The sequence below is a fragment of the Legionella jamestowniensis genome (assembly GCF_001467745.1).
GTDB lineage: Bacteria > Pseudomonadota > Gammaproteobacteria > Legionellales > Legionellaceae > Tatlockia > Tatlockia jamestowniensis.
Window position 1 is genome coordinate 1,805,575 of sequence record NZ_LNYG01000013.1, and the last position, 24,525, is coordinate 1,830,099.

Below are 24,525 nucleotides of genomic sequence, written 5' to 3' on the forward strand. Positions count from 1 at the left end.
GATCCTTATGCCAGATAAGTAATATTAAACATAACGCCATTGGTATAAAGATGCTCGAGTGAAAGGCCACTATTTAGCGTTTGTCCTGCTGCACGATTAAGTTGACTCTTTCCCCAATCAGCAAATTCATAGCCGAGACCTACTTGCCAGTTATTCGACACTGCTTTTTGAATCCCGGCTCCTAACGTATAAGAAAAAGAGGTTTTTGTATGGGAAGAAAAATTAGGCATTTGAATTGCTTCAAAAATTAACGGGGTATTATTAAAATCATAGGCATGATTAAAGCCCACACCTGCACTCCCAGATATCCAGGGGATAACCCAATAACCCGCGTTAAATAGCAGCTTGGCTTTTGCTGCGACATGCATATGATTGATGCGATATCCATAGCTATAATTATCAAATTGGGGATCAGCGTCATCCCAAATAATGCCAGATAACCTTGCATTACCCGCAGCTGCAACTGCAAGTCCTAACTGCCCCTGCAAATGCTCGCTTAAGGTTTTTTGTAGCCCTAAAAAAAGCTCTCCCGCAGCCAAAACGTGGCTGGAATTATCCGCTACGAAAGTTTTTTCGATGCCGGGAGCTAAATAAAATGTTTGTGTTTCACCAGGATCTGCCCAAGTGGGTCCAGCGCTTAAAGTAACAACATAATTCAAAGACATAGGACCATCCTTGGAAACAGCATTGTCGTTAAATAAAGCAGCTGAATAAAGAGGTGTGCTAAGAGTAGCCACTTGAATAAACATCAAGGCACATTCTTTTCCTTTAATAAAACGCATAGGCTATCCTTATGTATTTCGATTGCTTATCATATATGATTCTTTTCACAATAGAAAAGTTTTTTAGACAGTAGCTTAGACTCTCCTATACAAGCTCCAAGGAAAATTTATTCAAAGCGATAATTGAGCAGAGAAAGCAATGCTCCTACAAGCAGGATAATCACCCCTAATCCTTGAACAAAACTAATTTGTTCCCCTAGAAGTGCTATGCCAAAAATGACTACAAAGACCGGCTCTAAAACGGATAATATTGCTGCTTGCAATGAACTAATGTGCTGTAATCCTTTTAAAAGTAACACCATTGGCAGGGCAGTACATATAATCCCAATTCCACAAAGATTAAACCAGACATCTAAACCCCCCGGTATAAAAAATGTTCCCTCAATGAAAGCTGCAATTAAAGAAGTTAGCATTGCGCCAATAGAAATAAACAATGTTGCTAATAGTGCCGGAACAAAAATACCCTTACTGGCAATTAAATAAAGAGCGTACAAAAGGGCGGATAATAAGCTTAAACCGACTCCCATTAAGTTAAAGCTAAATGTATCCCCATTAACCAATAATATCATCCCTAAAAATATTATTAGCAATGCCAAATAATAAATTTTGCTAATTTTCTGTTTAAAAAATAAGAAATTAATTAATAGTACCATTGATGGATAAGTAAAAAATATAACCATGGATAATCCCGATCCAATATATTGGGTGGCCACAAAATAAAGAATGGAGCAGGTACCATAAAAGACAGCGCCATAAAAAGTAATTTTAGCTAATTCTTTGGCATCAAACGTGAGTTTTTTAACATGGGGGATTAAAAGCGCACCAAGGAAAAGACTTGAAATTAAAAAGCGCCAAAATAGCATGTTGTTCACTGAAATGTTAGCATTCATCACGCTAACACCAAAATAGCCAATTAATCCAAAAAAAAGTCCCGACAGGGCTGCATAGAACGCCCCATAATGTTTGTACGACAAAGGAATACCCCATTAATTATTCTTGAGTATTATGCCAAAATAAAAAAATTACAGAAACCAGGAAACGCTACAGTCACAGCTGACAAATCGCCAGGTCAAGTTTTGCGTTTGTTTCACGCACTTCACGCATTGTGCTGATATCGCATAGACGAAGACTTAAGCCATGATGGCCTAATTGCATTCTGGGGACAATGCCAAATGATTTTTCAATCCTTAACAGAATAAGATGACAAGACGATCGAGGCGGTAGGGACCGTTGATAAAACCCGTTGTACATATCAATTTTATTAAACTCAGCACTGTCGCGCAGTAATGATAGGTATAACTCAACCGTAGAATGTAAAATTTTTAAATTTTTTAACCAGTTTTCCAAATCACGCTGTCGTAGTTCTGGCTCTGAACCTAACCACAGGAGAAGCTGAGGGGAATACATTTCACAATCATTATTTTGGGTTGAAGAGTAAACCCTAATGGATTGCAAGAATGGATTATTATGAATTTCGCCACCAAATCGTCCAGCAACATGCGTTAAAATTTGGATTTGTGTGCATAGGTTCTTATATTGAGGTTCAGAAATTACGGTATTGCTTTTATTTAAAGCATGCTCAATACGCATTAATTCTTTTAAAAAACGACTCTTAAGCTCGGGTTTCTCAATTAACTTGAGAATTTCAATCACATTTTTTAATGCATAATGATGGATAACTGAATGAGTTTCTTCACATCCTTGTTTTATTGTTTGATAAAGATACTCAAGACGCAAGGCAATTTTTGGCAGGAAATGAGTTGCTAATTGAAAAGTGATTGTATCTTCAGACATATAAAATTTGCTGTCCTTAGCTGATTTTTTTAGTGTAACACAAAAAATTTATACTAAAAAATATCATAAGAATTAAAAAGTTACAATATATTATGCTCTTACCGAAGTAAACGCTTCTAATGAGCGCAAATTGCTTCTTTTACCTACTTGCCGTGCTTTATGCACACACGCATTCAATCTTGCTCAAATGCAGAGGAAGCAAATCGTAAATACTGCTGATGCAAGGCTTCTACTTTGAGTTTTAGTGCTGCAAGAGAAGTATTATTGAAAATAATATCATCTGCTATTGCAATTCTTTCAGCATCACTCGGTTGGGCCGCAAGGATTGCTTGAGCCTCTCTTTGTGTACAATTATCCCTTTCCATGACACGTTTAATTTGCTCTTGTGGTTCTGCTAACACTACTATTACACGGTCAAGATAAGGGTAGCTTTTACGCTCTTTTAGCAAAGGTATTTCGACAATGGAATAAGAACTTTTGCTATTGTGAACTAACTCCACAATTCGTTGTCTAATAAGAGGGTGTAACAATTGTTCCAACCATAATCGTTGTTCTGGATTAGCAAAAATGATTTGTCGAAGTTTGATACGGTCAATTTCTTTGGAAGAATTCAAAATAGACTCCCCAAATTGTTTTACAATTTTTTCCTGTACCTGCTCATCAGATTGCATTAACTCACGAGCAACCTGATCCGCACTAATTACCGTGATTCTCTTGTTTTTAAATAAAGAAGCCACGGTCGACTTTCCACTTGCAATACCACCTGTTAATCCGACGCAATACATTAAAAATTCCGTACATTTAAATTTCGACAAGTGAACAAATAAACATAACAAGTTTCCGGTAAAGCACTATTAGCCTGGCAAAATGATTTGGCCGCCATTGCTGCGTCGGTGGCATTCTCATAAATATTGCTAAACCACGGGACAGCAGCTAAATCCAAAGCCAGGCATCGCCACATGGGGCGAGTCGTCATACCATTTACGATTGCTTCACAATCTTCTTTAGATGTTTTGCAAGTTGCAGGTACCCGACTTTGCTTTTTACAGGCATCAAAAGCTCTATTAATGGAGGTTATTTGATAATCACTATGGCCAACCCAGGATCTATTTTCAGCATCATAAGCGGTACACTTCCAATAACTAGTATCTAAAACTACGGCTGCCGGAGATGATTGTGATATCAAAAAAAGGCTGTAACAAGCAATCGCTAATAATTTATTTTTCATGTTTTAATCCATTAATTGTTCTTATTAAACGTTCATAAGGCATCGCTTTTTCAAAAAACCAACCTTGCATAAATCTTACATGACATTGACGCAAAAACATAAATTGCTCTTTGGTTTCTACACCTTCCGCAATTATTTGAAGCTTTAATGAATTTCCCATATGAATGATAGCTTGATTCAAGCTTTCTGTAATAGCTCCCGTACCAATTGCATGAACAAAAATCTTGTCTATTTTTAAATAGTTAAATGGAAAATGTTGTAAATATTTAATACTTGCATGACCTGTACCAAAATCATCAATTGCCAAAGCATGGCCTCGGTCTCTTAAATCATACATTTTTGCTATAAGTGCTTTATTATTTTGATCAAATAATTCCCTTTCAGTCAATTCAACCATGACTTGCTGTGGTCTAATATGATACTGCTCGCACAATTGATAAAATTTAGTGAAAAAATGTTTATCCAGAAAATGACCGGCTGACAAATTTAAAGCAAGATGAAAATCCGGATGTGCCCTCAAGAAGTGATGTAATTCTATAAATGCTTTTCTTAACACTTGTAGCGTTATAGGCACAATCAGACCAGATTGTTCAGCTTCCTCAATAAACGACTCAGGCAGAATTTCATGCCTGTCAGTTTGCCAACGCAATAAAATTTCAGCGCCACAATATCTATTTTGTTCACAATCCATCACAGGCTGATAAACCGGTTGAAAACTATTGTTTTTAAGAGCAACCTGTAATGCATAAATTAGTGAGAAACGTTTATTTAAAACATTTCGTAATTGCCAGTAAATCAACATTGAAAGAAACAGAATGACAGAAATTGCAATCAACAAACGGAAAATAAAACTTAAGGTGAAATGTTTAGGGTCAGCTATCAAAACAATTTTATATGCATCCAGATTTTGTAGTTGCGCATCAGCCCGATGAGGTTCACTTTCATGTTGTCTTTTTAAGGGGGCTACCCCTTCATAGAGAATAAATTTTCGTTGGCGTTGATTATAAAGCCCAGCAAATACAACCTCCTTGGGCATTGAACTTAGTATATTTTGAATCAAGGATTCAACAATATAAACCCCGAGATGGTAGTTACCAAGTTTTTGCTGTAAGAGGAATGCATTTTCCCTTAAATTATCAATTTTTAAAGGTCCAAAGAGTGCCGGACTTTCTACAGAAAAAGGAGGCAGAACATATTTTTTCCCTAACGTGGAACAAATAATCTTATTTTGGTCATCGCTAATAACAATGTCTGAGATAATAGGGTTATTAAATACAGCACTTTTCAAAAGGGACAGTAGATTGGGTTTACAATCCTCCAAATTTCTACCGTATAACGGGAGAGCGTAAACAGACTTTAACGCATTTTCTATTAAATTATCAATTTTGACTCTTAGGGAGTTAGTCATTAAGCTTACTTGGTGTTGCTTTTCAACTTCATTATGCAGCCATTGAAAGTACAACGCAAAAATAAGAAAAATAACTGTAAGAAACATCCATATGATATTGAGTGCTTGCTGCACAGGGGCATGTTTATGAGGGCCGTTCTTTTGCATTAATTTCAGCTGTAAATTGCCTTTATAGAGTTTAGAGTGATTTCAGCCAAATTCTCAACAGTTTGGTACTCAATATTAAGAGGAGGTAGCCAGTACAATGTATTTCCCAATGGTCTTAGTAAGGCGCCGCGACTAATAGCTTCTTTTGATAACTCGTAGCCGATACGTTGACCTTTAATCTCAATTAAATCTGCGGCGACCATGGCGCCTATGGATCGAATATTATTTATTTTCCCGGTGATGATGCCTATTTCCTCCATAAGAGAATGCATTAAATAGCCAAGACGTTCTGCCTGTTCGTAACTTTTTTCTTCTTCCATTGTTCTTATCGTTGCCATAGCGGCACTTAAAGCTAAGGCATTACCACTGTAGGTGTGAGAATGCAAAAATGACTTTCCTTTCTCATAGTCATCATAAAAAAGCTCAAAAATTGAATGACTGATTAACACACAACTTAAAGGCAAGGTCCCTGAGGTTAATCCTTTCGATAAACACATTAAATCGGGTTTAACATTGGCGTAATCACAAGCAAACCATTTACCCGTTCTGCACAAGCCGGTCATAATTTCATCTGCAATAAAATAAATATCGCTCTCTTTTGCCCATTGTGCCAATTTTTTTAAAAAATCAGCACTGTAGCACAACATCCCTCCAGCACCCTGTACAATGGGTTCAACAATAACGGCACAGGCATTATTTTTTATTTTTTCAAGTTGTAAAAGTGTTTGTTGCCAGTACTCGTCTGAATCGATCCATAACGGGGAAGCGGTATTAGGTACATAAGGTATTGATTGTAAAAAATGACAAGTTACCCCATAACCTTCGTAGGGTTTTTTATAAAGACCTAAATCGCTGATGCTTAATGTTCCCAATGTCTCCCCGTGGTAGCTGTTTTTTAAGGCAATAAAATTTGTTTTATGAACGTTGCCTTTTAATTGGGAGGCATGTAGGGCTAATTTCATTGCAATTTCAACAGCACTCGAGCCGTCACTTGCGAAGAAAACATGTTGATTACCACTTAAGCCAGCAAGCTTTTCACCTAGTTCTGCTAAAAGCGGATGAGCTGTATTTGCTCCGATAACATGCTCAAATGTTTCTAATTGCTTTTGAATAGCCGCAATAACAGCAGGGTGACCGTGGCCCAGAGATTTACACCACCAACTTGATAAAGCATCAATAAGTGGTCCTTTATCCGTATACAAATTACTGCCTTTTGCTCCATGAACAACCAAAGGGGGATAGTTTTGAAAATCTTTCATTTGACTGCACGGATGCCAGATATGCTTTAAATCTTTTGTAACGATGCGATCAATGTTAACCATTTGATAATTTTTTGGTTGACAATAAATGGACTGACTTTATCATGATGAGATCAGGAGAGAAAGGGGTAATTCATTTTCTCTTAAGAACAATTAATCAAGGGGCGATAGTGACTAATAAGCCGTGGACACTCGATGAAATAACCGCAATTTATGAGCAACCATTTAATGATTTGATTTATTCAGCACATGGCGTACACAAAGAAAATCATTCAGAAAATACCGTCCAACTTGCCAAATTGCTAAGTATTAAAACCGGTGCTTGTCCGGAAGATTGTGGATACTGTTCGCAAAGCGGTCATCATAAAACCCATGTGGAAAAAGAAAAACTAATGACAGTTAATGATGTTTTGCTGAAAGCCAAGGACGCTAAAGAAAACGGCGCCAAACGCTTTTGCATGGGAGCAGCGTGGCGATGTCCTCCAGATAAAGCAATGCCTCAGCTAAAAGAAATGATTGCTGGCGTTAAGGCGATGGGGCTGGAAACATGCATGACTCTGGGCATGCTAACCGCAGAACAGGCCAATGTACTAAAAGAAGCTGGCTTGGATTATTACAATCATAATATTGACACCTCACCGTCTTATTATGACAAAGTAGCAACAACCCGCAAATTTAGCGACCGACTGGAAACAATTGAGCATGTAAGAAATGCGGGGATTGGTGTTTGTTGCGGCGGGATTTTAGGGTTAGGGGAGACGCGTCAGGATAGAATAGAATTTCTGCTGACTTTAGCCAATATGGAACCCCCTCCTCAAAGTGTACCTATTAATCGTTTAATCCCTGTTGAAGGTACACCGCTGGCAAAAGCACAACCGGTTGAAGGCATTGAGCTGGTTCGCACCATAGCCACAGCGCGCCTTTTAATGCCCAAAAGTGTGATTCGCTTAACGGCCGGCAGAACGGAAATGAGTGATGAGCTCCAAGCGCTTTGCTACTTTGCCGGTGCAAATTCGATTTTTATTGGTAATAAATTGCTTACAGAAGACAACCCCAAACAAGACAAAGATCAACTCCTTTTTGAAAAGTTAGGGTTAAAAGCATTCGCACAAACATGATAGAAAGCGCACTTGTTAATTATTCAAAAGCACTTCATGCCACAGACCTCCACCGGCAACGGCAGTTGGTGTGCAGCTTAAAACCTGCGCTAAATTTCAGTTCAAATGATTATTTATCATTGACAAGCAGCAGCCGTATTAAAAAAGCCTTCCAGCAAGGGTTTGATAAATATCCCAGTGGCAGTGGCGGTTCGATGGTAGTATGTGGTTACCATTCTATTCATAAAACACTTGAGGATGCGTTTTCAAGTGCTTTAAACACAGAGGATGCTTTATTATTTTCATCAGGATATGCTGCCAACCTGGGGATTATCTCATTACTGGCTCGACTAGATGGGCATCTTTTTATTGATAAATGCCTTCACGCTTCCTTCTACGATGGAATTCAGCTCAGTAAAGCGCGTTATACCCGATTTTTACATAATAATTTTAGGGACTTACAAGTCAAATTAACCATGGAAACAACGAATACCGTGCTTATAACTGAAGGAATTTTTAGTATGAGTGGTCAAATAGCCCCGCTCTCTGAAATGGCAAATTTATGTAGAAAAAAGAATGCAACGATGATCGTTGATGAAGCCCATGCTTTTGGTATTTTAGGTTCACAAGGACTTGGGGCGGTAGCACACCACGAGTTGACAGAGCACGATGTGCCTTTAAGAATTATTCCTTTTGGAAAATCACTTGGTGCTCAAGGAGCCGTTGTAGTAGGGGAAGCCAGGTGGATTGATGCGTTGTTACAGTCAGCTAGGTCTTATATTTATTCCACAGCCATTAGCCCCGCCATTGCTTATGGTGTATTAGAGTCCCTTACGCTGCTTCTTGAAGCTGATTGCAGACGCAAGAAGTTGTTTCAATTAATTGACTATTTTCATCATGCAATCAAATTATCTTCTTTGACATGGCAACAGTCAGAAACTCCTATTCAGCAATTGCGACTGGGTTGTCCTCGCAAAGCATTGCATTACGCGGAACAATTAAAACAGCGTGGTATTTTTTGCCAGCCTATGCGAGAACCAACTGTCAGTAAAAGGAATACTGGGCTTCGGGTTATCTTAAATTATCATCATGAACCTGAAGATATCGATGTCTTATTTTTAAATTTAGAACGAATTTATGAGTCTGAACATTAAAATACAAGGGGAAGGGCTGGCGCTTGTTCTCCTTCACGGTTGGGGATTTGATCATACTATATGGTTTAATATAGCCGCCCCGTTGGAAAGAAAATACACGCTTTATTTGGTAGACTTGCCTGGATTTGGTCTTAGTTCATTAATGAATTGGGAACAATTCAAGTGTGAACTACTCAGACAACTACCAAACCAATTTGCTTTACTTGGTTGGTCTATGGGTGGACTCTACGCTTCTCGCCTAGCCGTAGAGCTCCCCGAGCAAGTGACTCACCTAATCAATATTGCTTCTTCTCCGCGATTTATTAAAGAAAAGAATTGGCCAGGGGTTGCTGAAGCTGTTTTTAACAATTTTTTTCACAATCTAACAGTAAAACCACATCAAACTATTTCCGAGTTTGTTAGCTTGCAATTAAAAAATCAACCCTGTCATTATTTTCCCCAGTCCTTACCCCCTGTGGAAAGTTTGCAAGCTGGATTGGACATTCTTGCAGGCTGGGATTTACGAGAATCGATGCATCATTTTAAAAAACCCACCAGTTATTTATTCGGTCGACTTGATGCGATTACACCGCATACAACAATGGCGGCAATGCAAAAGCTATATCCTTCTTTCAATTACATGATGTTTCCAAATGCAGCACACATGCCTTTTCTCTCCCATGAAGAGGACTTCATAAATACTCTGGAGACGATTTTTAAATGAGAGCATTTTTTATTACGGGTACCGATACCAATTGCGGTAAAACCTATGTTACTTGCCAGATTCTTGATTATTTGACGCAACTTGAAAAAAAAGGGATGGCCATTAAACCGCTTGCTAGTGGCTGTATTGAAAAAAATGGGGAATTAATTAATGAAGATGTATTGCATTTGCAAAAACATAATAAACAGGTTAATTATCCTGTTAATAACTGGAAATTTCGACTTCCCATTTCGCCACATTTAGCTGCAAGAGCAGAAAGTATAGAGCTAACAGCCCATGAAATTGCTGCTTTTTGTCAACAGGAATATTATAAAACCCTGGATTATCTTTTTATAGAAGGTGCAGGCGGTTTAATGGTTCCTCTAAATGATGAGGAAACCTGGCTGGACTTTTTAAAGTTAACCAGAATACCGGTTATTTTAGTGGTGGGGATGAAATTGGGGTGTATAAATCACGCATTATTAACAACCTCAGTTTTGCAACAACACAATATTCCATTTAGCGGCTGGATTGCTAATTGCCTGGATAAAGATATGTTAGCGTTATCAGAAAATATAGCGACCTTATCTGAGAAAATTTCAGCACCATTGCTTGCTACCCTACCATTTCAAGGAAAACTAATACCGCATTTTCTCACTTATTGTTTCGAATCATCTTTGGGAATACCCTCTATGGCATAGATTTCATTCAAAGCAGCACACTGGCATAACTTCCCAGCATACTATCTGGAGTTGAAGACTCCATCATAGAGTGAAGCGAAAAGATCCTTCAAGCGGCTAATGCCGCTTTCTGGATGACGTAACCGTCGTCATCCAGAGCGTAGCGAAGGATCTCCTGAATTTAGCAGCCAACTAGCCTAAAAATATACCTGTTTATGTATACAGTCGCTGCATTAAGGCAATAAAGAAGACTATAAAAGCAATAAATACTGATACAAAAACCCCTTAATGCATTGTTCCTGGACATCAGGTTAGCTATAATTCAGTACTATTCTCAATAAGCTAAAAAATAGCGTGAATGGTCAATTTTTGGAGATTAATTGATGCCAATTTACGAGTACGAGTGTAAAAAATGCCATCATCAATTTGATTTGATGCAAAAAATTAGCGATGCACCAGTAAAACAGTGCCCCAAATGTTTTGAAGAAACTGCTGTACGCTTAGTTTCAGCTGCCGGTTTCCAATTAAAAGGAACGGGTTGGTATGCAACTGATTTTAAAAATAAAGAAAAAAAGACGACGACTCCAGCTACATCTGATAAATCAGCAGTCACCGAAAAAAAACCGGCAGCAGAAACACCAACTAAAACTGAAAAAAAGGGTAATAAAGATTGAAATCTAAAATTTTCCGCCGATATATTCTTGCGGGCTTGGTAGTTTGGTTGCCAATTGTCGTTACATTCATCGTCTTACGATTTGTTATTGAATTACTTGATAAAACCATGGCTTTGCTGCCAAACGCCTATCGCCCTGATACATTGCTAGGCGTCCATATACCAGGTTTAGGGGTAATTTTATCGCTTTTAATTATTTTTGTGACCGGTATTATTGCTACCAATTACTTTGGCCAACGCCTCGTTGATTTTGGTGAGAAGATACTCGCTCGAATCCCATTGGTTCGCTCCGTTTATAATGCATCGAAACAAGTCATTCATGCGTTGTTTGCCAGTAACAGCCAGGCATTTCGCAAAGTACTCTTAGTAGAATATCCTCGAAAGGGAATGTGGAGTATTGCTTTTTTAACGGGCAGTACTGACGGCTCAGTGATTTCTTCGCATACTGAAGAAGAAATGATCTCCCTTTTTATACCTACCACCCCCAATCCTACCTCAGGTTTTTTGATAATGGTTCCAAAGAATGAGGCCATTGAAATATCAATGACGGTAGACGAGGCATTGAAATTTATTATTTCTTTAGGGGTAATGCAGACTACTACAGCTGTAGCCCCTGATTTAAAAAATTTAATTACATAACAGGCGGCTCAAATGAGAACACATTATTGCACGAGTATTCAGGAATCAATGATTGGACAATCAGTTAGCATTTGCGGCTGGGTACATAATCGTCGCGATCATGGTGGCGTTATATTTTTGGATATTCGTGATCGCTCCGGATTAGTGCAAGTTGTTTATGAACCGGAGTTCGCCGATATATTCAGTGTCGCTGAAAAGTTGCGTCATGAATTTGTCGTACGTATTAAAGGTACTATTCGCTCTCGTCCACAAGGAATGATTAATGAAAAAATGGCTACAGGACGCGTGGAAATTTTGGGTACAGCGTTAGAGATATTAAACCAATCAAAAACGCCTCCATTTTTGCCTGATGATCATCAGACGGTGAGTGAAGATTTGCGCTATCGCTATCGTTATTTGGATTTACGACGTAATGATATGCAAAACAATCTCATGCTTCGCCATAATTTGATACGCTCTATACGCGAGTATCTCAATTCTCAAGGCTTTCTGGATATTGAGACGCCCATGCTCACAAAAGCAACACCTGAAGGCGCAAGAGATTATTTAGTACCCTCTCGCGTACATCCTGGGCAATTTTATGCACTACCTCAATCACCCCAATTGTTTAAACAATTGCTGATGATGTCCGGTTTTGATAAATATTATCAAATTGTACGTTGCTTCAGAGATGAAGATTTACGTGCTGATAGACAACCTGAATTTACTCAGCTTGATGTTGAAATGAGTTTTATCAATGAAAATCATATCCAAGATCTTATCGAAGGAATGCTGAAAAAAGTATTTAAAGAAACCCTTCAGGTTGAATTGCCCGAGAAACTCCCCAAAATGACCTATGCAGAAGCAATGCGACGTTTTGGAAGTGATAAGCCGGACTTACGTATTCCTTTAGAATTAATAGACATTGCTGATTTAGTAAAAGACTGCGATTTCAACGTATTTTCGTCCGCTGCAGCGAACCCTGAAGGGAGGGTTGTTGCTTTAAAATTACCCAAAGGTTGTGAGTTAAGCCGAAAAGCACTAGATGATTACGGGACTTTTGTTGGAATTTATGGCGCCAAGGGCTTGGCCTATATTAAAATCAATGATCTTGAACAAGGCATGCAAGGTTTACAATCGCCCATTCTTAAGTTTTTGTCTCAAGATTGTGTAAAAGCAATTATCGATCGAGTAGAGGGCCACACTGGTGATGTTATTTTCTTTGGCGCAGGCCATGCCCAATTAGTTAACGAGTCCATGGGGGCTTTACGCGTTAAACTGGGACACGACAACAATCTTGTGGAGCCAGGCTGGCGCTTGCTTTGGATAGTCAATTGGCCAATGTTTGAGATAGATATGAAAACCAATCAGCTGCAATCAATGCACCATCCCTTTACTTCCCCTCAGGAATTATCGGTAGAAGCATTAAAGCAGCACCCGACCCAAACACTTGCAAGAGCTTATGATATTGTCATTAATGGTTTTGAAATTGGTGGTGGCTCAATTCGTATTCACCAACCCCAATTGCAACAAGCCGTATTTGATTTACTGGGAATAGGAGAGCAGGAGGCTCAGGAAAAATTTGGATTTTTATTGGATGCGCTAGAATATGGTTGTCCTCCGCATGGAGGCATTGCTCTAGGCATTGACCGTTTGGCAATGCTGTTAACCTATTCTAGCTCCATTCGTGATGTTATTGCGTTTCCTAAAACCCAGTCAGCCTCTTGTCTGTTGACAAATGCCCCTACTGCGGTTGGAAGTGCGCAACTTAATGAGTTAGGAATTCGCCTTGCACCATCAGCAACAAAGTAAACGAGTCAAAACCGGTAACTTAAAAGGTTGCTGGTTTTATTTCAATTTTTTATTGAGTCTGGCTATTGTCTGGCTATTGTCCGTGCACACAGGATTTGCCAAGACAGAGGCTAGCTCAAGCAAGCTAATCGAATATCTAGTACAAGAAAAAAATAAACTCACACTTGCCATTAATGAAATAAAACTCCTTCCTCTACCCGTTGATCAGGCAAATTATCAAAAGCAGTTACAAGAAAATAATGCCATGATGGCGCTTAATCAGGCAAAAATTACGAGTCTTGAAAGTTTTCTCACCAATCAAAAGCAATTGCAGCAAGACTTTACACAACGTTTAAAACACTTGCAGCAAACCCCTTTATCGCAAAACGACTCTCAAGAACGAATTGGTAAAATTAATACGCTTACCGATGTTAATAAAAAAACGATTGATTTGATTAATGAAAATTTAGCATTAGCCAATCGTTATCAGGACGCCCTAGTTTTACATAAACAACAATTAGACTTATGGCAATCCAGAACGCTTATGCAAAAGCAATTAGAAAAGTTTCATGAACAGAAAGAACAGTTCAATCAATCTTTAGCTCGCTTGTATGAACATACTATTAAATTACAACAGGAAATAAAAACAGATAATGGTTTTCCTTCTGTCTACCGCGCAGAGGCTAAATTATTACTTAATAATCAAGTCATTAATTTAACTCAGTATAAAATTGCCGAGCTTGATTTGCAAAAAAAACTAGTGAAAGCCGACTATCTTTTACTAAAAGACCCCAATATAAGAACGCTGCAAAGCATTACTGAAACTTACAAAGAAGCTATTACCCAGTTATCTGAAATGGAACAAAGCTTAAAGAAGATGGTTTCCATGCTAACGGATGAACGGGCCCATTTAACGGATGAAAACTTAAAAAAACAATTTTCTGCACTGATGCGTATTGTAAATGCAAGAATTGAAGGGATTGTGATTCAACAACAAACGTTACAAGAAGATTTAGAAAATCACCAGGAAGAGTTAAAAAAACAGCTATCGGTAAGACAAAGTTTATCAGAATACCGGTTAGACAGTTGGCCCATTATTTTTGATCAATTAATCCATATCCCTACTCAAATTTACAATTATTCCAAATCGTTAGTATTCAAAGTTAGAGACAATTATTTATGGCAAGATTTTTTCCCGGCAACCATGCTTTGGGTTATTTTAGGTCTTCTTATTCTCGGAGCCTGTGGTTTACATAAATTGTTAAAGCAATTAACCCGTGATAAGGAACGCTCAAGACTTTCAGGGCATTTATACGATGGAGCACTGATATTACTAAGTCGTAACATTCCTCATTTAACCATTGTTGCCTCGATACTGATTTTGCTTTACGGTAACCACATCCTTTTCTCAAACTATCAATTATTACTTAACCTAATTTTTGTCTGGCTTGCTTTTCGAATATTAATTTTAGTGGCACGACTTGTGCTGCTGGAAAGGGTTAGTGACTCCTCAGGAACTGATGTCCGTCTCTATTATCGCATCAAATGGCTTTTGTTAGCTGGAGGATGGGCTACAGCTTTAATGGTTATTAGCCATCTGTTACCTTTATCCATGCTGTTGCAAGATATCTTTAACCGTTTATTTATGCTTTTTTTGCTCGCTGTATCTATTGTAGGATGGAAAAATAGGGAAACGATCAGCCACCTGCTACATCCTATTTTAAAAACTAAAAAGCGCTATTTTCGCAATGCAGTAATGCTCCTAGTGGTGTTAATTCCCTTAACGTTATTTACTACAGCAGTCATTGGCCAAATTGGCTATATTAATCTCGCATGGACCATGAGCCGTTATGAAGTACAAATTTTACTTGTCCTTACGTGTTATGTCGTTATACGTGGTTTACTCCTTGATGCCCTTGATCTTTTCTCAGAATGGATGATTTCCTCCATGCGCAATGGCTGGCTATGGATTGAAGTCTTTTTAAAACCACTCGATAAAATATTGCGAGTTTTGTTGATTGGTTTTAGTTTGTACATATTGTGCCAATTGTTTGGGTTGCATTCCGATTCCGTCATTATTACGAATTTAATGAAATTTGGTGAATATCCTCTGGTCAATCTATCAGGGGTTTACATTACTCCGTTCAGTATTATTGCCTTTTTGATTTTACTTTCAGTCTTTGCCTGGGCTGCGAAATGGACGCGAGAATTCGGTTATCGCTGGCTCTATCGCAATGCACGTGATGCCGGCATTCGCAACAGTTTATCTGTGTTTACACAGTACGCTGTAATTCTCATTGGCGGGTTTATTACCCTACGGGTTCTCGGTCTTGATTTTAGTGGTATGTCGATGGTTATCGGTGGTCTCGCTGTGGGTATGGGTTTTGGATTGCGGGATTTTGCATCCAACGTCGTCGGCGGTTTGATGTTACTGATTGAACGACCAGTCCGTGAAGGTGATTTAATTACACTTGATAATTTTGAAGGCCGCGTTGCCCATATTGGCATCCGCTCAATGCGGGTTTGTTCATGGGATAATACCGAGGTTCTTATACCCAATGCCGAGACATTCAACAAGCCATTTACTAATTGGACGCATCAAGACAGCATTGTGCGAACGGTTATTCCAATTAAAGTTAGCCGTGCCGATGATCCAGTGATCATTCAACAATTAATTCTGGATGTTCTTGCGGTTATTCCAGAAATTGTCGATGAGCCGCCACCCCAAGTATTTTTAAAACAAATCGATGATGCATTAATTGAATTCGAGATACGTTATTTTATTAATGTACAGTTATATACACGTTTTGAAATTCGCTCAAAGGTCTTATTTGCAATAACTACACAATTTAAAGCCGCCGGAATTAAACCGCCAATTCCTCCCATTAGTGTAGAGTTAAAAGAAAGTGAGCATGCAAGAACCGCTATTTCCAAAAACACAATTAAAGAATGAAGCTGAGCTTCTGGAGCGTTGTCGTAGTATCGAGGGCTTAAGTTTTTTACAGCTAGCTTCAATGCTGCAGATTGCTATTCCTTTTGAAAACTCGAAGCGGAAAGGGTGGGCAGGGCTGGCTATAGAGTTGGCTTTAGGGACTACTGCAGGCACAAAATCAATCCCTGATTTCTCTCATCTTGGTATTGAACTTAAAACGTTACCTCTAAATCATAGAAGAAAACCGGCCGAATCTACGTTTGTAACCAGCATTCCTTTATTAACCATCCATCAGCAACAATGGCTCTCCTCCCAGTGTTATTCAAAATTAAAACGAATTTTATGGATTCCTGTGGAAGGGGAGAGGACTATCCCTTTCGAACATCGACGAATAGGACACGGCTTTTTATGGTCACCCAGTAAAGACGATGAATTGATTCTCGCCGGCGACTGGCATGAGTTAACATTCATGATAGGATGCGGAAAGTTGGAAAAAATTGATGCCACCATAGGACAGTACCTGCAAGTTAGACCGAAAGCAGCAAACGCTAAATCACTTTGCTATGGATTTGATGAAGAGGGCAATAAAATTTTAACGCTTCCTCGCGGATTTTATCTACGCAGTAGTTTTACAGCACAAGTTATACAAACCATGCTTTAATTAATAGTCTATAGTAAAATTTAACGACTTCATTATTTGTCAGACTTGGATTAATGAACAATAAAGGACTATTTCCACCGTTGACGCAAAACTATGCGCAACAAGAAAGATTGGTTGGATTTGAAATTGAATTTGCGGGTCTTACTATTCAAGACTCCACAAAACTTTTACAACAACTCTATTCAGGCACTATTCAAGTTCATAATGCCCAGCAATGGTCCTTGGTCAATTCAAAACTAGGAACCTTTAATATCGAGCTGGATGCGCAATTTTTAAAAAATCTGGCCAGAAAATCCAATGAAAATATGAAGCAAGAAAAAATAGACATTGAAGGATATCTGGGAAAAACCATTTCTTATGTCCTGCAAAATGTTGTTCCACTTGAGATTATTACGCCACCTGTTGCAATTTCACAAATAGAAGCATTAAATCCAATTATTGATGAGTTAAGAAAAAATAAAGCGAAAGATACTCATGCATCACTATTAGCCGCTTTTGGTCTTCATATTAATCCTGATGTGCCAAAGCTTGACTCCACGACCATTTTATCTTATCTGCAAGCTTATATTTTATTAAATGACTGGTTACGGGAAGTCATCAAGGTTGATCTCACTCGACACATTTCACCTTACATCGATGAATATCCTGAAGGGTATGCACTAGAAATTTTAAACCCTTCATACAAGCCGTCTTTATCAGGTTTAATTGATGATTATCTATCCTACAACCCTAGTCGAAACCGCTCCCTGGATATGTTGCCACTTTTTGCCTATATCGACGAAAAAAAAGTCAGGAGTCGTGTGAATTTCACTCTAATCAAACCACGACCAACTTTTCATTACCGTTTACCGAATACCAATTTAGGCTCAGAGTCCTGGGATCTTATCGTTGAATGGAAACGATGGAATACAGTTGAAAAATTGGCTGCTAATGAAGGGTTAAGAATACAGTTAAGTGACGCTTATTTAAAACAAAAACAGAATAAATCTTTATTTATGCAAACTAATACATGGCTAAATTATATAACTCCCTATGTAAAAGAACTATGAAAACACCACCAGTTATTGCAATTACTTATTCAAATCATCAATCAAAAATCGTTATTGGCGCCGTAAAATTAGCCATTTGGCTGGCAGGTGGAAAATCCTTGTGTATCAATACCATGCAAAATCAGGATAATTATAATTATGACGGTTTACTGCTTTGTGGTGGGGTGGATATTACTCCTGAACTTTATGGAGGCAATAAAAAAGGCAATTACACGTACGACTTTGAACGTGATAAACTTGAACTTAAACATTTGTCCTATGCCGAACGGCATAATTTACCTGTTCTAGGTATTTGTCGAGGTTGTCAATTAATAAATGTATACAGAAGGGGGACTCTTTATACGGATATAGAGAAAGTTTTTGAAAAAACCCGATATCCCTCTAACCTATTAGGCTACATTTTTTTTCGCAAGCGAGTGCAAATTAACCCACGTAGTTTACTCTTTAAAATAACACAGAAGACCTTGCTAAAAGTAAATAGCATCCATAAGCAATCCATTTTTAATCTTGGTCATGAACTGAAAGTTGTAGCAATAGAAAAAAATAATATCGTCCAAAGTATCGAAGACCCAACAAAAAAATTTTTCCTAGGGGTTCAATTTCATCCTGAATTTTTAATTTATAAAAAACCTTTTTTAAGATTATTTAAAGAGTTTGTAAATTCAGCGGGGGAGAAGAATATGTGAAAGAGGATGCTAATACACCCTCTGTTTAAAAAACGTTCATTATTTTTAATGCAATTTGATTTTTTGAAAAACAACCAAATTTATCGCGCAAATTCTCGAAATGTCTTTCAATCGTCCGCCTTGAAACGTTCAACAATTTTGCAGTTTCCTCGGAAGTTTTTCCTTTAATATACCAGAATAATACTTCCCTTTCCCGGGGAGTAATCTGTATTTTAGATTCGGCTGAATAGAACATAGCTGGTAGCGTATGATCCATAAAACCATTTTGTTTAAAGGAAGAATTCCACAAATGAGTAAATTCAGCATATTCGGCGTCTATAAGACGATTCGACTCAAATTTATCTCGAATAAAAGTAATCTTGTCTTCAAAGTAGCTGTTAAATTTTTTAAATACGTCAAGATTATTTAAATAAATATGATTTATATCCTGTTTATCGAGTGGGGCATCAAACGAATATAACTTGATAGTATTATAGTCAGCAATTTCCAATATTCGGAATGAATGTCCATATTCAAAGTTATTTAGTAATTGAAATACAGGCTCACTGTGTTTTTTGTATTCATCCTGATAGATATCAATTAAATAAAATCCAGTTTTAGGATAAGTTTTTAATATACTAACGGGAGCAGTTGCAACCAATTGTTGATGAAGGCATGTTTCAAAATAATTACTATCAGTTCCCAACCAAATAAAATCACCTTCATCATTCATCTCAACATAACTGAAATGATTAATTCCTGTTACTTTAAACAAATCTTTGCATAAATGAGTAACAAAATCGGTGTAATTTATTAATTCAGTAGCATTTATTGACTCAGTAGACATATTTGTAATATTTAAAGACATAAGCTAAGCGACATCCATTAAAACTGTTCAATAATTTAACATATTGTTGATGATTGATCAAGTCTTTATTTTATTTTAAAGTAGTTTAAAACGGAATCTTGCGTTCAATATAAAAAACGTTAAAGTAGAAGTTACATTTTTTCTTTCACTATTAAGGAGTTTACTGTGAGTAAAATAGGACTTTTTCTTCTTGCTATAGCCGGAATTACCAATCTACATGCTGCCGCTCCACCTCAATTATCAGGTTCAGCAGAGCAGCAAATCCAACAATTAAACTCACAATTACAAAGCCAACTAAAACAGTTACAAGCGCAACAGCAGCAACAGATTGATAAACTGAATTCTCAGCTACAGACTCAAATGAAGCAAATGCAAACACAGTTGCAACAACAGATTCAAACTGCAAATACCCAAACCCAAAACCAAATAAAGCAAGTACAAACGGATCTACAAAAACAAATTCAGCAAGTACAACAACAAGCTATACAATCAAAAAATTAACAGCAATCGGGCAAATGAGATTCAAGTCTCATTTGCTTCGATAGATATGAGTTGCTGAGGCTTGTACAGTTGGCATTACAGTCATCTCTGCTATATCTACATGTGGCGGTCGAGTAATGCAATAATAAGCAGCATCAGCAATATCATCTGCCAGCAACGGAGTAAAATCTTGGTAAAAAGCCTGTGCTTTCTTTTTATCACCCCAACGGACTTCACTAAACTCAGTTTCCACCGCCCCAGGCGCTATTTCAGTAACCCGAATAGGACTGCCTAACAAATCCAGACGCATTGATTTGGTAATTGCCCGCACTGCATGCTTGGTTGCGCAATAGACATTTCCTCCAGGATAACATTCATAGCCTGCAATCGATCCAATATTGACAATATGGCCTCGACCCCGTTCTAACATTCCGGGCAAAACACAACGGCTTACATAGAGCAATCCTTTTACGTTGGTATCAATCATCCTGTCCCAATTTTCAAAAGATCCTTGCTGGATGGAATCGCTTGATAAAGCAAGACCTGCATTGTTGATTAAGACGTCAATCGATTGCCATGCAGAAGGTAGGGAGCCTAAAACTTGTTCTACCTCTTCCTTAACACGCACATCCAATGACACGGATAAACAGGCCACAGTGTTGAGGCGATTCAATTCTGCCGCAAGTTGCTCTATACGCTGCGTTCTGCGAGCACAAAGAATCAGTTTTGCCCCGTTGCTGGCAAAAAGACGTGCGCAAGCCTCACCAATACCACTTGAAGCGCCCGTAATTAAAATAGTTTTACCTTCAATATGTTGCATCAGGGAAGTCCTTAAATGTCAGTAGGAGTTAGAGTACTTAACACAGGTTGATTTGTCTTTTTTTCTTTTATATCTGATTCAATAGTCGACTTTCCAAAGAAACTGTCGTTGCTTACCCCTGTATACTTAAGACGCTCTTTTTGATATTGCACACTCACTTGTCTTTGTACATCAGTAGGCATCGTACCGACTGCTCCATACACTTTAACATTCCCAGAAGGTTTTTTATCAGCAGGGTATTGTTTTACGGCAATAACAGCATCACCAAGATCACTTATAAATTTATCTTCAAATCCTTCTGCCAAAGTGTGGACATGGGTTAAACATAAATGGAAGCCCGCTGGGTTTTGTAATAAATTAAGCTTCCAACCACGTTTTTCCAGTTCGTCAGCAATTAGATGGGGGTTTAATGTATCACTACGAAATCCTAATACAGACCATTTGGGATTGCCATAAACGTAAATATCTTTCGGTTGAATATTAGTTGTTGTATTAGCTAAGCCATCGACTTTTATCTGTAAATTCTGTCGAAGCTTTACAATAGATTCAGCAATTTTTTGATAGTTTTGCCGCCCATAATAAGATAATGTGGCATAAATTTCTCCCACACGAGCGCCACTGGTTGAACCATCTAAAATACCCGGTGTAGCATACAAACCTCCACACCAATTCAATGCAGCATAAACCGCTAAAGCAGGTGAATCTTTACTGAAAAGACAGACCGAGCTTCCTTTAGGACAGAAACCATACTTATGCGTATCTGCAGAAATAGAGCTAACACCAGCAACGCGAAAATCCATAGGGGCTGTCGAAGTGTCAAGAAAAGCAGTTAAAAATCCACCTAAACAAGCATCAACATGCAAGGGGATATTTCTGGTTTTAGCTAATTGTCCTAATTCACCAATAGGATCATTAATGCCATTCATAAAAGAAGGGGCTGACCCGACCATGACTGCCGTATTATGAGAAAGGTATTTCTTCATCGTTTCCACAGTAACGGCGCCGGTTTTTTTGTCAACAGGCACCGTAATTAAAATAGCGCCAGTTAGTTCCGCAGCCTTTTTGAAAGCTGCATGCGCAGTTTCAGGCACTACGATTTCCGGATGCATAATTCCTTTTGCTTTCGCATGAAGCACATAGGCAGCCATTGCTTCAATAATACTGGTGGTGCCCCCATGGGTTAAAAGACCATACCCTTCGTCAGAACCATGGAATAAATTCTGGCACCAACGAATAATTTCTGCTTGCATTGCGTTAATTCGTGGCCACTTATCATGCATCGGATTAGTCAATTCAGTTTTAGCATAGACTTCCTTGAGTATTTCTACTAATTCTTTGGGGTGGGTTGTATAAAGAGCACCTGAATCCTGGCCATCTCCTTGCTGTATAATAAATTTTCTATCTTTTTCTCTAATCGATTGAAAATCAAAATCGCATTCTTTCAAATCTATACCGAACTGACTAAGAATTTCAGCCGGCGTGCGGCTGGTTTCAGGAATGTTATTAAGAAGAGTCATGTGCGCGCGCTGGGAGGAAAGTTTATCTCTTGTAGATTGTAAATTTTTATCAAGTTCATTATTAAGATACTTTTGCACTAAAGGGAAATTTTTAACCATCCCATATGCTGCATCAATAATACGCTGTTTAGGTGTTTCATTATGACGAGCACGAAAAGCTCGTGCTATCCAGGGGTTGTGGTATTGATTATAAAGAAAATAGAGAGCAGTCGTTGCTAAAACTAACGTGTGTGCTGGCGTATCTTGAAGTGTTTCGTCAAACGTTTCAACCGCACTCGTTAATAAATCCAGAATCGCTCCAAACATATAACATCCTTATACTATCAAAAGGACAGTTATATTAGTTGTTTTTTTTGTTGAATACAGTATTTAGTAGAAAAATCTCACTGTACATTACAAAAATTCTAATCTTTCCAGGGCTTGGGCGTAGTCTTGAAAGGTGTAGAAGTGGCATCCTTTGATTGATCTAAGTCTTCTGACTGTTTTGTTAATAAAGAAGGCGATTCCCTTTCTGACACTTTTGTAGAAAATTCTTTAAGCCCGTTAAGATATTGCTCCTGTTGAGGGCTACCAAAAGTTTCTGAGTTAATATCTTCTTTTAATTGTGATTTTACACTATCAGCATTCCCTTCGTAGAGTTCCCCATTTCCAATTGAGAGTTTATAATTGTCCTTCACCGATGGATTGGATTGTTCTGGCACTACCTCACCACAGCAAAAATTGCTGCAATTCATTGCTTCCTGTTTGTAAAAATCTTCCTCTTGCTTTTTGTTTTTAAAAGTAAGGATGGGGGGAAAATTCCCAAGCAACTGTTGGCGGTATTGTTTTACATCCTCATCGGGTTCTGAATCGAGGCATGCTTGTTTAAATTGCTGTATAAAAGGGGATTCTTGCTTACCAGGAACCATATTTTGAAAATAGATGAAATCTCTCATTGCTTGATTCAATTTTTCTTGCTTTTCCTGTGTCATTGCTTTTCTCCAAAATTATCGATGAGCTATGAGGTTATCCTTAAGTATAGATCACAACGTTGATTCTTCTTTTCTAATTATGATCGGTATAGCTTTCTGTTGGTTATAACAAATCCAGGGAGCATGGGGAGCCAGTATGTCAACCCTCTAAAAAGAATAGTGGCAGCTAAAGCTGATTCAAGCGGTAAACCCAAAGCATATAGCATACCCGTCATGCTGCCTTCAAAGACACCAAGCCCACCTGGTATTAATGTAATTGATCCAACAGCCTGAGCTATTACTTGGGTTGCAAAAACCAGCACGAAACTTAAATCGATATCAAGCGCCCACAAAACCATCCACAACGTTAAAGCATCAAAAATAAAAATGGCTCCCTGCAAGCAAATGGCAGGTAGGCTGACTGTAGGCCTAAGCAGCGTTTTAGGTTGAAGTTTTTTTATTGCTGAAAGTAATGACTTTAAGGTTTCAAATTTTTTTAAAAAACGGGGTAACGCTTTATCACGAATATGAATCCATAAATAAATAGCGGCTATAGAAATAAAAACTATCGCGGATGTAAAAATGATAGTAAAAATAATCAAGGGTTTATTAAGGCTGTGGTGGAACCAAAGTATAATAATTGCCAGAATAAACACTAAAAAATAAGCGATTTGTCGACTGAATACATTTAAAGTGAGCGCTAATGCGACTGATTTTTTAGAAATCTTACGTTGAAGCAAGTACTGTGTCACTAGAGTAGTTCCACTTAAACCACTGGAAGGAATAGTTTGGTTAACAAATAATTGAGACAAACTTAATGAAACCAGATTTAAAAATGAAATTTTTTGATGCTGGCGCCACAGAACAATCCACCAAACGCTCGCAAGGGATATATAGGTTCCTATTTGGAACAGTAAAGCCAGAATAAACCAGAAAGGGTTAATACGGTGTATTAACTGGACAAACTTGCTTAATTCTGTGAAATGAAAATAGACAAGGATAACAAGAATTAAAATTAAAAAACCAAGAATCCATTTGTTAATTTTTAGCGTCACAAATGAAAAAATCCTCTATTCAACTTGTAGAGGTATTTTATTCCATCGTTTTAGTGAAAACCACCTTAATATTAAACATCGTTATCCAAGGCAATAACCATATTGGGTAAACCTACCCATACAACAACCCTTTAAATTGAATTAATATTGCCCAATTTGCTTTTAGTTTAATTTATTAATGAGTGACATTCTTTATTGGCGGGAAATTATTGGTG

24 protein-coding genes are annotated in these 24,525 nt (G+C 38.0%); 12 read left to right on the plus strand and 12 right to left on the minus strand.

Annotation, left to right across the window (positions count from 1 at the left end; all coding sequences use genetic code 11):
* Positions 1-5: 5 nt before the first annotated feature.
* The 7 genes from Ljam_RS12320 to bioA form a co-directional block, all read right to left on the minus strand.
* Positions 6-665, minus strand: coding sequence for an outer membrane protein (locus Ljam_RS12320; RefSeq protein WP_238583752.1), 660 nt, complete (start codon positions 663-665; stop codon positions 6-8).
* A 224-nt stretch (positions 666-889) separates the two neighbouring features.
* Positions 890-1,756 (minus strand): DMT family transporter, encoded by an 867-nt coding sequence (locus Ljam_RS12325; protein WP_058450308.1) that lies wholly within the window; start codon positions 1,754-1,756, stop codon positions 890-892.
* A gap of 73 nt (positions 1,757-1,829) precedes the next feature.
* Complete coding sequence (gene zapD, locus Ljam_RS12330) at positions 1,830-2,576, minus strand: cell division protein ZapD (protein WP_058450309.1); 747 nt, start codon at positions 2,574-2,576, stop codon at positions 1,830-1,832.
* A 173-nt stretch (positions 2,577-2,749) separates the two neighbouring features.
* Positions 2,750-3,361 (minus strand): dephospho-CoA kinase, encoded by a 612-nt coding sequence (coaE, locus tag Ljam_RS12335; protein ID WP_058450310.1) that lies wholly within the window; start codon positions 3,359-3,361, stop codon positions 2,750-2,752.
* Complete coding sequence (locus tag Ljam_RS12340; RefSeq protein WP_058450311.1) at positions 3,361-3,804, minus strand: hypothetical protein; 444 nt, start codon at positions 3,802-3,804, stop codon at positions 3,361-3,363. Before Ljam_RS12340 ends, coaE begins: the two co-directional genes overlap by 1 nt.
* Positions 3,794-5,359: an EAL domain-containing protein gene (locus Ljam_RS12345; RefSeq protein WP_058450312.1), complete on the minus strand. Its 1,566-nt coding sequence runs from the start codon at positions 5,357-5,359 to the stop codon at positions 3,794-3,796. The genes Ljam_RS12340 and Ljam_RS12345 overlap by 11 nt, the downstream gene beginning before the upstream one ends.
* A gap of 5 nt (positions 5,360-5,364) precedes the next feature.
* Positions 5,365-6,681, minus strand: coding sequence for an adenosylmethionine--8-amino-7-oxononanoate transaminase (bioA, locus tag Ljam_RS12350; protein WP_058450313.1), 1,317 nt, complete (start codon positions 6,679-6,681; stop codon positions 5,365-5,367).
* Positions 6,682-6,788: 107 nt separating this feature from the next.
* On the opposite strand from bioA, the gene bioB reads away from it, so the two are divergent.
* The 11 genes from bioB (at position 6,789) to Ljam_RS12405 (ending at position 18,641) form a co-directional block, all read left to right on the plus strand.
* A complete protein-coding gene (bioB, locus tag Ljam_RS12355) occupies positions 6,789-7,736 on the plus strand; it encodes a biotin synthase BioB (protein ID WP_420795620.1) in 948 nt (315 codons plus the stop codon).
* Positions 7,733-8,869: an aminotransferase class I/II-fold pyridoxal phosphate-dependent enzyme gene (locus Ljam_RS12360; RefSeq protein ID WP_058450314.1), complete on the plus strand. Its 1,137-nt coding sequence runs from the start codon at positions 7,733-7,735 to the stop codon at positions 8,867-8,869. Before bioB ends, Ljam_RS12360 begins: the two co-directional genes overlap by 4 nt.
* Positions 8,853-9,572, plus strand: a complete 720-nt coding sequence (locus Ljam_RS12365) for an alpha/beta fold hydrolase (RefSeq protein WP_058450315.1) — start codon at positions 8,853-8,855, stop codon at positions 9,570-9,572. Before Ljam_RS12360 ends, Ljam_RS12365 begins: the two co-directional genes overlap by 17 nt.
* Positions 9,569-10,252 carry a dethiobiotin synthase gene (gene bioD, locus Ljam_RS12370; RefSeq protein WP_058450316.1) on the plus strand — a complete coding sequence of 228 codons (684 nt, stop codon included), beginning with the start codon at positions 9,569-9,571 and terminating at the stop codon, positions 10,250-10,252. Before Ljam_RS12365 ends, bioD begins: the two co-directional genes overlap by 4 nt.
* 362 nt (positions 10,253-10,614) lie before the next feature.
* Positions 10,615-10,905 (plus strand): FmdB family zinc ribbon protein, encoded by a 291-nt coding sequence (locus tag Ljam_RS12375; protein WP_058450317.1) that lies wholly within the window; start codon positions 10,615-10,617, stop codon positions 10,903-10,905.
* Positions 10,902-11,543, plus strand: a complete 642-nt coding sequence (locus tag Ljam_RS12380) for a DUF502 domain-containing protein (RefSeq protein ID WP_058450318.1) — start codon at positions 10,902-10,904, stop codon at positions 11,541-11,543. Before Ljam_RS12375 ends, Ljam_RS12380 begins: the two co-directional genes overlap by 4 nt.
* A gap of 12 nt (positions 11,544-11,555) precedes the next feature.
* Positions 11,556-13,334, plus strand: a complete 1,779-nt coding sequence (gene aspS, locus Ljam_RS12385; protein ID WP_058450319.1) for an aspartate--tRNA ligase — start codon at positions 11,556-11,558, stop codon at positions 13,332-13,334.
* Positions 13,312-16,266 carry a mechanosensitive ion channel domain-containing protein gene (locus Ljam_RS12390; protein WP_082651624.1) on the plus strand — a complete coding sequence of 985 codons (2,955 nt, stop codon included), beginning with the start codon at positions 13,312-13,314 and terminating at the stop codon, positions 16,264-16,266. The genes aspS and Ljam_RS12390 overlap by 23 nt, the downstream gene beginning before the upstream one ends.
* A complete protein-coding gene (mutH, locus tag Ljam_RS12395) occupies positions 16,226-16,906 on the plus strand; it encodes a DNA mismatch repair endonuclease MutH (RefSeq protein WP_058450320.1) in 681 nt (226 codons plus the stop codon). Before Ljam_RS12390 ends, mutH begins: the two co-directional genes overlap by 41 nt.
* 53 nt (positions 16,907-16,959) lie before the next feature.
* Complete coding sequence (locus Ljam_RS12400; RefSeq protein ID WP_058450321.1) at positions 16,960-17,955, plus strand: amidoligase family protein; 996 nt, start codon at positions 16,960-16,962, stop codon at positions 17,953-17,955.
* A complete protein-coding gene (locus Ljam_RS12405) occupies positions 17,952-18,641 on the plus strand; it encodes a gamma-glutamyl-gamma-aminobutyrate hydrolase family protein (protein WP_058450322.1) in 690 nt (229 codons plus the stop codon). Before Ljam_RS12400 ends, Ljam_RS12405 begins: the two co-directional genes overlap by 4 nt.
* Positions 18,642-18,666: 25 nt before the next feature.
* Here the strand turns inward: Ljam_RS12405 and Ljam_RS12410 are convergent, their stop codons facing one another.
* On the minus strand, positions 18,667-19,488 hold the full coding sequence (locus Ljam_RS12410; RefSeq protein ID WP_058450323.1) for a helix-turn-helix transcriptional regulator: 822 nt from the start codon (positions 19,486-19,488) through the stop codon (positions 18,667-18,669).
* A gap of 165 nt (positions 19,489-19,653) precedes the next feature.
* On the opposite strand from Ljam_RS12410, the gene Ljam_RS12415 reads away from it, so the two are divergent.
* A complete protein-coding gene (locus tag Ljam_RS12415; protein ID WP_238583727.1) occupies positions 19,654-19,989 on the plus strand; it encodes a hypothetical protein in 336 nt (111 codons plus the stop codon).
* 28 nt (positions 19,990-20,017) lie between these two features.
* Here Ljam_RS12415 and Ljam_RS12420 read toward each other — a convergent pair whose 3' ends face one another.
* From Ljam_RS12420 to Ljam_RS12435, 4 genes are all read right to left on the minus strand, one after another.
* The gene (locus Ljam_RS12420) at positions 20,018-20,788 is read right to left on the minus strand and encodes an SDR family oxidoreductase (protein WP_058450324.1); all 771 of its coding nucleotides are present in this window, start codon (positions 20,786-20,788) and stop codon (positions 20,018-20,020) included.
* 11 nt (positions 20,789-20,799) lie between these two features.
* The gene (locus Ljam_RS12425; RefSeq protein ID WP_058450325.1) at positions 20,800-22,611 is read right to left on the minus strand and encodes a pyridoxal phosphate-dependent decarboxylase family protein; all 1,812 of its coding nucleotides are present in this window, start codon (positions 22,609-22,611) and stop codon (positions 20,800-20,802) included.
* Positions 22,612-22,709: 98 nt separating this feature from the next.
* Positions 22,710-23,276, minus strand: a complete 567-nt coding sequence (locus Ljam_RS12430; RefSeq protein WP_058450326.1) for a hypothetical protein — start codon at positions 23,274-23,276, stop codon at positions 22,710-22,712.
* Between the two features lie 77 nt (positions 23,277-23,353).
* Positions 23,354-24,310, minus strand: a complete 957-nt coding sequence (locus Ljam_RS12435) for a lysylphosphatidylglycerol synthase transmembrane domain-containing protein (RefSeq protein WP_058450327.1) — start codon at positions 24,308-24,310, stop codon at positions 23,354-23,356.
* Positions 24,311-24,525 lie beyond the last annotated feature (215 nt).